Consider the following 12,486-nt stretch of genomic DNA (forward strand, 5'->3'; position numbering starts at 1 on the left):
AGACATTCTCTGAACTAAATAAAGAAGGTGATTTGATATGATGACGGTAAAACAAGTATCCAAGTTAGCGGGTGTCAGTGTGAGAACTCTGCAGTTTTATGACGGGATAGGCCTTTTAAAACCTACCAATACTACCGCTGCCGGATACCGGCTGTACGATGAGGATGCATTGGAAAAACTTCAGCAGATTCTGTTTTTCAAAGAACTCGATTTCACATTAAAAGAAATACAAATTATTATGAATGATCCCGCGTTCAACAAGGACGCCGCATTTAAAAAGCAGCGGGAATTGATAGAGTTGAAACGCGATCGCTTAAATGCCTTATTGGGATTGCTGGACAAACTTATAATAGGAGAAAAATGTATGGATTTTGAAGATTTTGATATGAGTGAATATTTTCGTATTTTAAATAATTTTAAAGGGATGCACACGGATGAAATTGTCAAACGGCTGGGAAGTATGGAAGCTTTCGATGAGATGTTTTCAGATCTGAAATTTCGTGAGAAAGATATTGCGGATATGGCTGTAAAACAGTACGGCAGTATAGAAGCTTTCACAAGTGCCATGGAAAAAAACTTTCAGGATTATCTGTCCAATGGACCGGTCATTTCTCCATCCGAGGCAGGCGATCTAATCGAGAAAACGGATGAGATTACAGGAAGGCTTACGGCTGATCTGTCAAAAAACGTATCCTCCCCCGAAATTCAGAAAATCGTCCGTGAACTGGTCGATTTTACTAATAAATGCGCCAACGGCATTGAGATGGGAGATAATTATTGGCCTCTTATGGCTGAGGCATATCTATCAACTCCTTTATATATCGAAGTGACTGATAAAAAATATGGGAAAGGTGCATCAAACTTTATCGGCCTGGCGTTGAAGTTTTATCTTGACGGAAAGTAATATTCCCAGGAAAAGCAGGTGCGGTCTGCCGGATAAGCTATCCGTCAGACCGCTCTCCTACCCTTCTCCCATTCCATCCTGATCTTTGTATGGCCTTATGTACCTTCCGCTGACATTCACTGCACTCCATATCATGAATAGAAATAATGCCTCCGCACTCCGGGCAGGTATAGTTCGCTTTTTGCTGTTCCATAAACGCCTCCAGCCCCTTTTCCTTCACAGACTGGCTGTTATCCATAAGGCTTGCGCCGTATCTTGTGCGATAACTTTTTTCCAGATATTTAATCTGTTTGCAGGGATATTCGGCACATTCGAAGCAATAGGACAGACCCTTTTTCCGTATACAGTCTTTGATTCTGCATTTGCGGCAATGTTCCGGCTTTCCCCTGTCGCTTTTCAGGCAGCCGTCACATGGCTTTTTGTGATAACAATGTTTATAGCATACTTTACAGTTCATCCCACATGGAGCGAACATCTCTGGTTCTATCGGTTCAACCGGCATTCTCATTTAAATTATCTCCAGACTATAATCTTTCAGCGCCTCCAGAACATCCTCCGCCGGCTTTTCCTCCACAATAAAGCCGTTAAAATCATCTGCCCTGGCATATTTAAACGTGCCGTCCGTATTAAATTTCCTGGTTTCCAGCATCAGATAAATAACCTTACTTACCGCGATCGCGCTCTGCTTCGTCATTCCGTCTTCCGCCGCGTAAGTAGAGACGCTGTTATCAAACAGATCCACGCCAACCGCCCCCAGAAACGCCTTATCGAATTTAAAATGTGAAATCGCTTCCATGGACATACAACCCATAAACCCATCTTTCCCCGGGCCAAAAGTTCCGCCGATAAATACCGTATGAATTTTCGTATCAGGCACAGCCAAAGTAAGCATTACGTCGATCATATTCGTCACCACCGTCACTTTCAGCCCTGAACTAACCAACAGCTTGGCCAGTTCTGTATTCGCGGTGGATACATCCATATAAATCATTTCATCATTGCGGATCAGACGCAAGGCCTTCTCCGCAATCCTGCGCTTCGCTTCTATATTCTTATCCTTACGCTGTACCACATTAACTTCATGCGGTGTAATTCTAATCCGAACCGCTCCTCCGTAAGCCCTTTTGAGCATTCCCGCCTTTTCTAATGCCGCCAGATCCTTCCTGATGCAGTCCTCCGTCACCTGGAACAGCTCACTCAAATCCTTAACCCTGACTTTCCCCTTTTCATTCACCATAGAAACAATCGTGTTCTGCCTCTCCTCTACAAACATCAAAACTCTCCTTTGGACTATTTTCCTTATACTTACCGTTCTTATGTCAGTTAGTATAAGTATACCATGTCCAGGACTTTTCTGACAATCACCAAGTCCATTCCAAACGCTCGATGTCCTCTTCGATCAGAGTTTTTCCGATCTGTACTTCGATGAATTCAAGATCTGTGACGGCCCGCATGGCATGTTTCTGCCCTTTCGTGATATAGGCTACATCTCCACGCCGGACATTCCTTACGTGACCGTCGATGACCAGGTCACCGGTGCCGTCGATGATGGTCCAGATTTCATCACGCATCAGATGGCGCTGGTAACTGATTGCCTGGCCTTCTTTGATAGCCAGGTGCTTGGTCAGGGATTTGATGCCGTCTTCGTGGGTCATATAGTCCAGGACTTTATATTCCCCCCAGCGGCGTTCTTCATACATGGGGCGGTCATTGAGGCCGTCTACATAGGGTTTCAGATAGGAACTTTTGTGTTTGTTCGAAACCAGGATACCGTCAGGGCTGGCCGCCACCACAAGGTCGGTAGTCCCCAGTACTACCATCGGAATATCCAGTTCATTGATGACATGGGTGTTTTCAGCGCCTTCTCCGATCGTTACCGGTCCGATCGCGGCTTCTTCCATTTCTTCAGTCAGCGTATTCCAGGTCCCCAGATCTTTCCATTTCTCCTGGTAGGGTACCATGGCCACGGAATTGGCCTTTTCTACCACCTCATAGTCGAAGCTGATCTTTTTCAGGCGTCCGTAATTCTGCCGGATTCCCTCGAAGGTGCTGCCTGCCTGGTATTTTTCAATGAGATTCATAAGATAGCCCAGTTTATATGCGAAGACCCCGCCGTTCCAGAAAGCGCCTTCGGCAATTAACCGGCCGGCCTCTTCTTCTGAAGGTTTTTCCGTGAACCGCTCTACCAGGCAGAGAGACTGGTTTTCCCTGTCTCCGGCGGCACCTTGACCGCATTCAGGAATGATATATCCGTATTTAGCAGAAGGGTAGGTGGGCTTGATTCCCATCAGCACGATGTCCGCTGCATTTTGCTGTACGGCCGCTTCCATTCTTTGGATTACGTGGAAATATTCCAGCTCCGCGTATGGGTCAACGGGAAGAACAAGTACCGGTTCCCCGGGATCCGCCTTCTTTTCTAATGCCAGATAGGCACTGGAGAGTGCGATAGCCGGAAATGTATCCCTGCGCTCGGGCTCTACTACAATATCAACTTCCTCTCCCAGCTGGGTCTTGATGAAGTCTACCTGAGAATTATTGGTGGCTATGACGATGTTTGCCCTGATACCGGCTTCTTTGATCTGGCGGTAGACCCGCTGAACCATGGATTCGTAGCTTCCGTCTTCTTTTTTTAACAATTTCAGAAATTGTTTGGACCTATGGTCATTGGATAAGGGCCACAGTCTTTTTCCGGAGCCTCCGGATAATAAGATTATATTCATGGAATGTCTTTCCTTTCTGTCCTGGCAGTTCTCACTTGATGTTACAGTTCTAATAATTCCCGTACCTGCTGCTGTATGGTCCGGAGCCTTTTTTCCGCCTGGTCCTGGCTGCTGCCGCAGATGGAATAGTAAAATTTAATTTTGGGTTCCGTTCCGGAAGGCCTAGCGGCCATCCAGGAGCCATCGGCCCAGAAAAACTTTAACACATCGGATCTGGGCAGCTCTTCCGTTTCCTGCAGATAGTCTGTCATTTTTATTGTACCTGGTATCGCGCGGATGCCTTCTTTTCGGAGCTTTGCCATGCTGTTTCGGATCTGCTCCACCCCCTTGGCTCCTTCCAAGGTATAGGAGGACAAGGCATCCAGATAATAACCGTATTTCTTATACAATAGCTCCAGCTCATCGACCAGGGTTCTGCCCTTTGCTTTGCAGGCGGCCGCCATCTCACTGATCAGCAGGGAGGCCACTACCGCGTCCTTGTCTCTGGCGTGGGTACCCACCAGATAACCATAGCTTTCCTCATAGCCAATGACAAAGTTCTTTTCTCCTGTGCGTTCAAATTCTGTGATCTTGTCACCGATAAATTTGAACCCGGTCAGCGTATTTACCACCTGGAGGCCATAATCCGCAGCGATGCGGGCTCCCAGATCATTGGTTACAATAGTTTTGATCAGTGTACTGCGCTCCGACAGGGCGGAGGCATTCTTTTCACATACATTGGCCACCAGGAGCGCGCCGATCTGATTCCCCGTGAGCAGGCGATATTCTCCCTGATGGAGCACTCCCACTCCGACTCTGTCGCAGTCCGGGTCAGTTCCAAGCACCAGATCCGCCTCTTCATGCTTTGCCTGTGCAAGGGCCAGATTAAGTGCGTCCCTTTCCTCCGGATTCGGAGAGCGCACGGTGGAAAAATCACCGTCCGGTTCTTCCTGCGCAGCCACTACAAAAACCTGTGTGAAACCTGCTTTTTTCAGCGCTCTTCGGACAGGCTGGTTTCCGGTTCCATGGAGCGGCGTATATACGATGCGAAGAGCTGCCTTCGCTTCTTTATCTTGCAGGATGGATTGTGTCAGCACAGCTTCCAGGAAGGCTTCCAATACCTCTTCGCCTAACCGTTCGATCCGTCCTTCCTGCAGCGCCGTCCGGTAATCCGCATACGGTATTTTCTGCTGATCTCTCACCTCTTCCACATAGCGGATCACATATTCCGCTTTCTCGGGAATCAGCTGGCATCCTTTTTCGTCATAGATCTTGTAACCGTTGTATTCTTTTGGATTATGGCTGGCCGTGATTACGATGCCCATCTGACTGTTCAGATAGGGAACGGCGAAGGACAATACAGGGGTCGGCATCAGGGTGCTGAACAGCGTTACATGTATTTTGCAGGCTGCCAATACTCCGGCTGCTTCCGTTGCGAACTCCTCGGAATGATTTCTGGAATCGTAGGCGATCACTGCCCGAAGAGGTGTCTGGGCGCCTGCATAGCGGGCTTTCAACGCGTTTGCTGCTCCATAGGTCGCTTTGCGGACCGTATAGCGGTTCATCCGGTTTGTCCCCGCTCCCATTTTTCCCCGCAGGCCGCCTGTTCCGAAGGCCAGGTCTTTATAGAAACGGTCCTGTATCTCCTCTTCCGTCAGATTCCTCAGTTCTGTTTTCGTGTCATCGTCAATGTAGGATGCTTGGAGCCACTCTTCATAGATATTTTTGTAATCTCTCATATTTTGGTACCTTTTCTATTTTTTTCGCTATGAGCACTTAGCGGCAGTTTTTTACCGTTCCGCCCTGACTTCACTATTTTTGAAATCTTCGTAAGCCAGGCGGATTCCTTCTTCCAGCTCGGTCTGATAGGTCCATCCGAGCGCGTTAAGCTTGCTGACATCCAGAAGCTTTCTGGGTGTCCCGTCGGGTTTGGAAGGATCATAGGTAATCTTCCCTTTATATCCTACCGCTTCTTTCACCAGTTCGGCCAGCTGCGCAATCGATACTTCTTTTCCAGTTCCCAGGTTGACCGTTTCATTGCCTGAATAAGTATTCATCAGATAGACACAGGCATCTGCCAGATCATCCACGTACAGGAATTCCCGCAGCGGTTTTCCGCTCCCCCAGATTACCACCTCTTCTTTTCCCGCCTCCCGGGCTTCATGGAAGCGCCGGATCAAGGCTGGAAGTACATGGGAGTGCTCCGGATGGTAGTTATCATTGGGACCATACAGATTGGTGGGCATGACGGAAATGTAATCCGTCCCGCACTGCCGGTTCAGATACTCACAATATTTTAATCCTGATATTTTCGCCAGTGCGTAAGCTTCATTGGTCTGCTCCAGGGAACTGGTCAGCAGACAGCTTTCCGGCATGGGCTGGGGAGCCAGCCTGGGATAAATGCAGGAACTCCCCAGAAACATTAGTTTTTTCACTCCAATTCCGTAGGCGCTGTGTATCACATTCATTTCCATGATCATATTGTCGTACATAAAATCGGCGGGATAGCTCTGGTTTGCCATAATACCGCCTACCTTTGCCGCAGCCAGAAATACATATTCCGGCTGTTCTTCTTCAAAGAAACGCTCCACCTCGGCCTGCCGTCTCAGATCCAGTTCTTTTGAAGTTCGTAATACCAGGTTCTGATAGCCCTGGTCATGCAGCCTGCGTATTATCGCAGAACCTACCATTCCATGGTGTCCGGCCACGTAGATTTTGCTGTTCTTATCCATCAGTGTTCACCGGCCTCTCTGAATTCCTTTGCACTGATTCCGGCTATCGATTTCATATCTTCATCCACCATCATGGACACCAATTTCGGAAAGCTGACCTGGCGCTGCCATCCAAGCTCGCTCTCCGCCTTGGTACAGTCTCCCCAGAGGAATTCCACCTCGGCGGGCCGGAAGAACCGGGGATCCACATCCACCAGCAGCCGGCCGGTCTTTTTGTCAAATCCCTTTTCCCCGACACCGCTTCCAACCCATTCGATATCGATTCCAACCTCCGCGAAAGACAATTCCACAAATTCCCTCACTGTGTGGGTTTCATTGGTCGCCAGCACATAATCGCCCGGCTTCTCCTGCTGCAGGATTCTCCACATACCTTCCACATAGTCTCCGGCATATCCCCAGTCCCGTTTGGCATCCATATTGCCCAACGATAATTTCTCCTGTTTTCCTGCCATGATAGAGGCCACGGCCAGCGTGATCTTCCTGGTCACGAAGTTCTCGCCTCTTCTGGGCGATTCATGATTAAACAGAATTCCGTTGCAGGCAAACAGATCATAGGATTCCCGGTAGTTTACCGTGATCCAGTAGGAATACAGCTTCGCCGCCCCATAAGGACTCTTCGGATAAAATGGTGTTTTCTCGCTCTGGGGCGCCGTCTCGGGCAGGCCGCCGAACAGTTCCGAAGTGGACGCCTGGTAAAATTTGCATTTCAGATCGCTTTCTTTTATAGCGTCCAGGATTCTGAGTGTACCGATTCCGGTAACCTCTGCCGTGTATTCCGGCACTTCGAAGGATACAGCCACGTGGGACTGGGCCGCCAGATTATAAATTTCTGAAGGACGGATTTTTTCCAGCAGGCGGTTGAGACTGCTGGTGTCGGTCAGATCTCCATAATGAAGGAAAAAAGTTATGCCATTTATTTCAGGGTCATGAATCAGGTGATCGATTCTCTCCGTACTGATACTGCTGTGTCTTCTGATGATGCCATGCACCTCATATCCTTTTTCCAGTAACAACTCGGCCAGATAAGATCCATCCTGTCCTGTAATCCCTGTTATTAACGCTGTGTTTTTCATTGTTTTAAATTCCTCCTTGATTGCAAAATCATTCTATTTTTCCATTATTATAAAAAAATATTCTTATCTTGCGACATCTCTTTTTTGACTTTTTCTTTTCTTTGTGAGTATATAGTAGTATACTCTAAATGTATACGTGGAAAATTGACTTATATAGGTAAAATATTGCTATCGCTATCGATCGGGCAATATTTTACCACTCGAGCAAGATACTACTGTCCGGCCTTACAAATTTTTTTAATTTAAAGAAAGGTTTGAGGGAATTATATGAGTACAGATGACAAAAAACCTGTCCGAAAAACAATGTTTGACTCCTATGCGACTTCCGAAATTATAAAATCCCATAGGGTTTTGAACACGCCCAGTGAGTTCGCCCGCGGTAATCTCTTCTACGTCCAGGAGGTCGGTTATCTGAAAAGCCTGAAGAGCCACACCAGCCGAAGGGAGCACTTGAGTTCTTATCTGTTTTTCACGGTTCTGTCCGGAAGCGGTCAGTTCACTTACTGCGGCCGGCAGCACACGCTGCACGCCAATGACTGTATTTTCATCGACTGCAACAGGCCCTATTCTCACTGCAGCAGCGAATCCGATCCCTGGGAGCTGATGTGGGTACATTTTAACGGCAGTCAGGCGTCCTGCTACTATAGTTTCTATGAGAGCATACTGCCCCACGCAGTATTCCATACGGAGCTCCAGTCTGATTTTATCACCACATTACAGACCGTTATCCAGCTTCAGAAAATCAATGATCTGCGCTCGGAATTCCTGATTTCGAAACTGCTGACAGACCTTCTGACCCTTTGTATTACCCGCAATGACAGCCCCAGCAGCCAGGAAAGTACGGAAAAGCTGGAACAGGTCCGGGATTATCTGGATATCCATTTTGCGGAAAAAATCTCTTTGGATTCCCTGGCGGAAGAATTTTATATCAGTAAGTTTTATCTTTCCCGGGAGTTTAAGAAATATTATGGCGTCACCATCGGAGATTATCTTCGTACCAGAAGAGTGACCCACGCGAAAGAGCTGCTACGATTTACAGACAAACCGATCGATGAAATCGCGGGACTTTGCGGCATTCCGGACAGCAACTATTTTTCCAAAATGTTCCGAAAATCCGAAGGCTATTCCGCATCAGAATATCGGAAGAAATGGTAAATTACCCATGCATGCCCTTCGGGCGGGCGTGCAGCACAGCTGCACGGTAAGGTATACCATTTCTGGCATCCCATAATGCATGCCCTTCGGGCGGGCGTGCAGCACAGCTGCACGGTAAGGTATGAAAATCACAAAGAGCGCAGATACTATGCTCGAAAAATATTTCAAATCGAATGGAGGAAATACCATGTCTTTAATAGGCAGAACTATTTGTGATTTTCAACTGCAAGCTTATCATAACGGAAAGTTTATCGAAGTAAAAAAAGAAGATTTACTGGGGAAATGGAATGTCCTGTTTTTCTATCCGGCAGATTTTACATTTGTGTGTCCCACCGAACTGGAAGACCTGGCCGATAATTACAGTAAATTCAGAGAGCTGAACTGTGAGATTTATTCCATATCCACCGATTCTCACTTCGTGCATAAGGCCTGGCACGATGCTTCAAAGACTATTCAGAAAATCCAATATCCCATGCTGGCCGATCCAATCGGAATTCTGACCAGGGATCTGGACGTGTATATCGAAGAGAGCGGCATGGCGGAGCGCGGCACCTTTCTGATTAACCCGGAAGGTGATGTGGTTCTATACGAAATAAACGCCGGCGGTATCGGCCGTAACGCGGAAGAATTGATCCGGAAAATTCATGCTGCCCAGTTCGTGGCGGAACACGGGGATGAGGTATGCCCTGCCAAATGGCAGCCAGGCGCGCAGACCCTAAAACCCAGCCTGGATCTGGTAGGTATGATCTGACCGGGTGGAACTTATGAAAAAAAATGATAATTTTTATGATATGATCATCATCGGCGCCGGGCCGGCCGGCTTAAGCGCGGGAATCTACGCCGCCCGGGCAAAATTTAAAACCCTGCTGATCGAAAAAGGCGAGATCGGCGGTCAGATAAATATTTCATCCGTGGTTGTAAACTATCCGGGTGTGATCCGCGCGGACGGGAAAAAGCTGACGGAAGATATGCGTAAGCAGGCCGTAAATTTCGGCGCCGGGTTTTTGAACGCTATTGTCCTGGATGTGGATTTTTCAGGCCCGGTTAAAAAGATCAAAACATCCGTGGGTGATTACGAAGCGCTTGGCGTCATACTGGCGACAGGTGCCAACCCCCGCACTTTGGGTTTCCCGGGCGAAGAAGAGTTCAAAGGACATGGTATCGCCTATTGCGCCACCTGTGACGGAGAATTTTTCACCGGGATGGACGTTTTTGTCGTAGGCGGCGGATATGCGGCTGCCGAAGAATCCGTATTTCTTACAAAATACGCAAAAAAAGTAACGGTTCTCGTGCGGGAACCCGAATTCACCTGTGCCAGGGGCGTAGCGGAACAGGTGCTAAACCATCCCAAAATCGATGTCAAATTCCATACGGAAGTGCTGGAAACCGGCGGCGATAGCTGCCTGCGATGGCTGAAATACCAAAACAATGAGACCGGGGAAATCACAGAATATCATCCGGAAGGAGCAGACGAGACCTTCGGCATCTTTATCTTCGTCGGATATGCTCCCGCCTCCGCTCTCTTCAACGGGAAAGTGGATCTGGACCGGCAGGGATATATTCTCACGGATCAGAATCTACAGACAAATGTCCCCGGCGTTTTTGCAGCCGGAGACATCTGTGTCAAACCTTTGCGCCAGGTAGTGACTGCCGTATCCGACGGTGCTCTGTGCGCGACGAATCTGGAACACTATGTGGAAGAAATGTATCGAACCCTTGGATTGAAGCGGGAAACTCCGGATGCTGATACCTCTGCGCACTCTGCGGCAGCTTCTGAACCCGAAACGTCCCAGCTTGAGCAGTCCGCAAATGCCCCTTCCGGACCTTCAGAAGGTTTTGTAGATGAAGAAATGCGCAAGTCCCTGATGGGAATCTTTGCTAAATTCAGCAGGCCGGTTACCCTGACCGCCTTTTTGGATGAAACCGGAACACTTTCCCTGGAGATCCGACAGCTATTCTCCGATCTGAAAGGGTTGTCCGACAAACTCTCCCTGTGTTTGATCAATAAAGGCGAAAAGCCTGCTTTAGAAAAGCAGGCTGCTGTGGCATATTATCCCTGTATCGCCCTTTTTAACCACGTCGGAGAATTTACCGGCATCAAATTCCACGGGGTACCAGGCGGACATGAATTCAATTCGTTTATCATCGCTCTCTATAACACAGCCGGTCCTGGGCAGCCGCTTGACGAACCTCTGTTACACAGAATCCGGAAAGTGACCGGGCCGGTAAATATAAAAATAGCGGTTTCTCTATCCTGCACATTCTGTCCCGACGTGGTGATGGCCTGCCAGCGAATAGCTCTTGAGAATCCTTCAATCACGGCGGAAATGATCGACATCAATCATTTTCCTGATTTCAAAAACAGATACAGCATTATGAGTGTCCCCTGCATTATCATCAACGACAACCGGACGGTCTTCGGCAGCAGAAGTATAGAAGAAATCGTGAAATTACTGGAAGAGGGATAGGTCTTCCTAATTTCTCCTCCAGGTAGCCGGTTTGAATAAAATTAACAGCGGAAACAGTTCCAGCCGTCCAGCCAGCATGTCAAAGATCAGAACCAGCTTGGAGAAGCCGGAAAACATCCCAAAATTTTGGGATGGTCCAACCATCTCCAGGCCGGGTCCGATATTATTCAGGGTAGCAGCTACCGCTGTAAAATTAGATGTCAGATTGAATTCATCCACACTGATGAGTAAAACGGAAAAGGAAAACACCATGACATAGGCGATCAAAAAAACATTGACCGAACGAACCACCTCATGTTCAACGCTTCGCCCATTGATCTGTATTTTTTTAATATTTCTGGAGTGGATTAAAGTATTCAGCTCTTTCTTTACCGTTTTCAATAAAATCACGAATCGTGATACCTTAATACCGCCGCCGGTACTGCCCGCACAGGCTCCGACGAACATCAGCATAACCAGGATCGTCTTGGACATCTGCGGCCACAGGTCAAAGTCCACAGTAGAAAATCCGGTCGTAGTAATAATGGAAGCAACCTGAAAAGACGCATGCCGAAAAGCGCTCTCCCAGTTGGGGAACAGCTTATGAATATCAAATGTCACGATCAGGATCGCCACCAGGATAATACCCAGGTAATATCTTATCTCCTCGAATTTAAACGCCTGCGCAAACTTTCGGATCAGCAGCAGAAAGTACACATTAAAATTGATCCCGAACAGTATCATAAACACGGTAACGACGTATTGGAGATAGGGGGAATAGGATGAAAAACTGTCATTTTTCACACCGAAACCTCCGGTACCTGCAGTCCCGAACGTACTGCACAGGGCTTCAAACAGCGGCATTTTCCCTGCCAGCAGAAACAAAACCTCAATGATCGTAATCACGATATAAATTCCGTAAAGAATCATTGCCGTGGACCTCACCTTGGGCACAAACTTGCCGACGGACGGACCGGGGCTTTCCGCCCGCATCAGATGGATATCATTTCCACCGCCAAAGGGCAGAACCGCCAGGACAAAGACCAGAACACCCATGCCGCCGATCCAGTGTGTAAAGCTTCTCCAGAACAAAGCACAGTGGGACATGGATTCCACATCCGACAGAATGCTGGCTCCGGTCGTTGTAAAACCGGATACGGTTTCAAACAGCGCGTCTACGACTCCTTTTATTTCCCCGCTGATCAGAAACGGCAGGGCACCGATGATACTCATCATAATCCAGCACAAGGCCACCGTCACAAAACCTTCTCTGGTATAAAATATCTTATTCGAAGGTCTCTTCATCGTCATGATCTGCCCCAGCAAAAAGCACAGAAGCATGACCAGCAAAAAGGCGTATCCGCTCTTTTCCCGATAGATCACCGCTACCAGACAGGGAAGGGTCATAAAAACCGCCTCTATTTTCAGGACCATTCCCAGTATATAGATTATCATTTTATAATTCATAGCGAACCT

The 12,486-nt window shown here is 47.9% G+C and carries 11 protein-coding genes; 4 read left to right on the forward strand and 7 right to left on the reverse strand.

Features of this window, described 5'->3' with window-relative positions; translation table 11 throughout:
* Window positions 1–40: 40 nt before the first annotated feature.
* Window positions 41–904, forward strand: a complete 864-nt coding sequence (locus KTH90_RS03910) for a MerR family transcriptional regulator (RefSeq protein ID WP_238726364.1) — start codon at window positions 41–43, stop codon at window positions 902–904.
* A 37-nt stretch (window positions 905–941) separates the two neighbouring features.
* On the opposite strand, the gene KTH90_RS03915 is transcribed toward KTH90_RS03910, so the two are convergent.
* The 6 genes from KTH90_RS03915 to gmd all read right to left on the reverse strand — a co-directional run bounded on the left by KTH90_RS03915 (window position 942) and on the right by gmd (window position 7,408).
* The gene (locus KTH90_RS03915) at window positions 942–1,412 is read right to left on the reverse strand and encodes a DUF3795 domain-containing protein (RefSeq protein WP_158349807.1); all 471 of its coding nucleotides are present in this window, start codon (window positions 1,410–1,412) and stop codon (window positions 942–944) included.
* Window positions 1,413–2,177, reverse strand: coding sequence for a DeoR/GlpR family DNA-binding transcription regulator (locus tag KTH90_RS03920; protein WP_158349808.1), 765 nt, complete (start codon window positions 2,175–2,177; stop codon window positions 1,413–1,415). It abuts the gene before it with no gap.
* Window positions 2,178–2,265: 88 nt separating this feature from the next.
* A complete protein-coding gene (locus tag KTH90_RS03925) occupies window positions 2,266–3,624 on the reverse strand; it encodes a sugar phosphate nucleotidyltransferase (RefSeq protein ID WP_238726273.1) in 1,359 nt (452 codons plus the stop codon).
* Between the two features lie 41 nt (window positions 3,625–3,665).
* Window positions 3,666–5,342: a phospho-sugar mutase gene (locus KTH90_RS03930; protein ID WP_238726274.1), complete on the reverse strand. Its 1,677-nt coding sequence runs from the start codon at window positions 5,340–5,342 to the stop codon at window positions 3,666–3,668.
* A 51-nt stretch (window positions 5,343–5,393) separates the two neighbouring features.
* Entirely contained in the window at window positions 5,394–6,335 is a 942-nt protein-coding gene (locus tag KTH90_RS03935) for a GDP-L-fucose synthase family protein (protein WP_238726275.1), read from the reverse strand.
* Window positions 6,335–7,408, reverse strand: coding sequence for a GDP-mannose 4,6-dehydratase (gmd, locus tag KTH90_RS03940; protein ID WP_238726276.1), 1,074 nt, complete (start codon window positions 7,406–7,408; stop codon window positions 6,335–6,337). The genes KTH90_RS03935 and gmd overlap by 1 nt, the downstream gene beginning before the upstream one ends.
* Window positions 7,409–7,675: 267 nt before the next feature.
* On the opposite strand from gmd, the gene KTH90_RS03945 reads away from it, so the two are divergent.
* From KTH90_RS03945 to KTH90_RS03955, 3 genes are all read left to right on the forward strand, one after another.
* Window positions 7,676–8,563, forward strand: coding sequence for a helix-turn-helix transcriptional regulator (locus KTH90_RS03945; RefSeq protein WP_158349813.1), 888 nt, complete (start codon window positions 7,676–7,678; stop codon window positions 8,561–8,563).
* A 187-nt stretch (window positions 8,564–8,750) separates the two neighbouring features.
* A complete protein-coding gene (gene ahpC, locus KTH90_RS03950; protein ID WP_158349814.1) occupies window positions 8,751–9,314 on the forward strand; it encodes an alkyl hydroperoxide reductase subunit C in 564 nt (187 codons plus the stop codon).
* A 13-nt stretch (window positions 9,315–9,327) separates the two neighbouring features.
* Window positions 9,328–11,031, forward strand: coding sequence for an FAD-dependent oxidoreductase (locus tag KTH90_RS03955; RefSeq protein WP_238726277.1), 1,704 nt, complete (start codon window positions 9,328–9,330; stop codon window positions 11,029–11,031).
* 6 nt (window positions 11,032–11,037) lie between these two features.
* On the opposite strand, the gene KTH90_RS03960 is transcribed toward KTH90_RS03955, so the two are convergent.
* Window positions 11,038–12,477: a TrkH family potassium uptake protein gene (locus KTH90_RS03960; protein ID WP_158349816.1), complete on the reverse strand. Its 1,440-nt coding sequence runs from the start codon at window positions 12,475–12,477 to the stop codon at window positions 11,038–11,040.
* Window positions 12,478–12,486: the final 9 nt, after the last annotated feature.

The organism is Diplocloster modestus, assembly GCF_019042245.1.
GTDB classification, from domain to species: Bacteria; Bacillota; Clostridia; order Lachnospirales; family Lachnospiraceae; genus Diplocloster; species Diplocloster modestus.

Excerpts from the sequence above, each read along its gene's own strand:
- KTH90_RS03945 (WP_158349813.1), top strand. The coding sequence starts at position 7,676 with ATGAGTACAGATGACAAAAAACCTGTCCGAAAAACAATGTTTGACTCC.
- KTH90_RS03935 (WP_238726275.1), bottom strand. The coding sequence starts at position 6,335 with ATGGATAAGAACAGCAAAATCTACGTGGCCGGACACCATGGAATGGTA.
- ahpC (WP_158349814.1), top strand. The coding sequence starts at position 8,751 with ATGTCTTTAATAGGCAGAACTATTTGTGATTTTCAACTGCAAGCTTAT.
- KTH90_RS03910 (WP_238726364.1), top strand. The coding sequence starts at position 41 with ATGACGGTAAAACAAGTATCCAAGTTAGCGGGTGTCAGTGTGAGAACT.
- KTH90_RS03925 (WP_238726273.1), bottom strand. The coding sequence starts at position 3,624 with ATGAATATAATCTTATTATCCGGAGGCTCCGGAAAAAGACTGTGGCCC.
- KTH90_RS03915 (WP_158349807.1), bottom strand. The coding sequence starts at position 1,412 with ATGAGAATGCCGGTTGAACCGATAGAACCAGAGATGTTCGCTCCATGT.
- KTH90_RS03955 (WP_238726277.1), top strand. The coding sequence starts at position 9,328 with ATGAAAAAAAATGATAATTTTTATGATATGATCATCATCGGCGCCGGG.
- KTH90_RS03930 (WP_238726274.1), bottom strand. The coding sequence starts at position 5,342 with ATGAGAGATTACAAAAATATCTATGAAGAGTGGCTCCAAGCATCCTAC.
- KTH90_RS03920 (WP_158349808.1), bottom strand. The coding sequence starts at position 2,177 with ATGTTTGTAGAGGAGAGGCAGAACACGATTGTTTCTATGGTGAATGAA.
- gmd (WP_238726276.1), bottom strand. The coding sequence starts at position 7,408 with ATGAAAAACACAGCGTTAATAACAGGGATTACAGGACAGGATGGATCT.
- KTH90_RS03960 (WP_158349816.1), bottom strand. The coding sequence starts at position 12,477 with ATGAATTATAAAATGATAATCTATATACTGGGAATGGTCCTGAAAATA.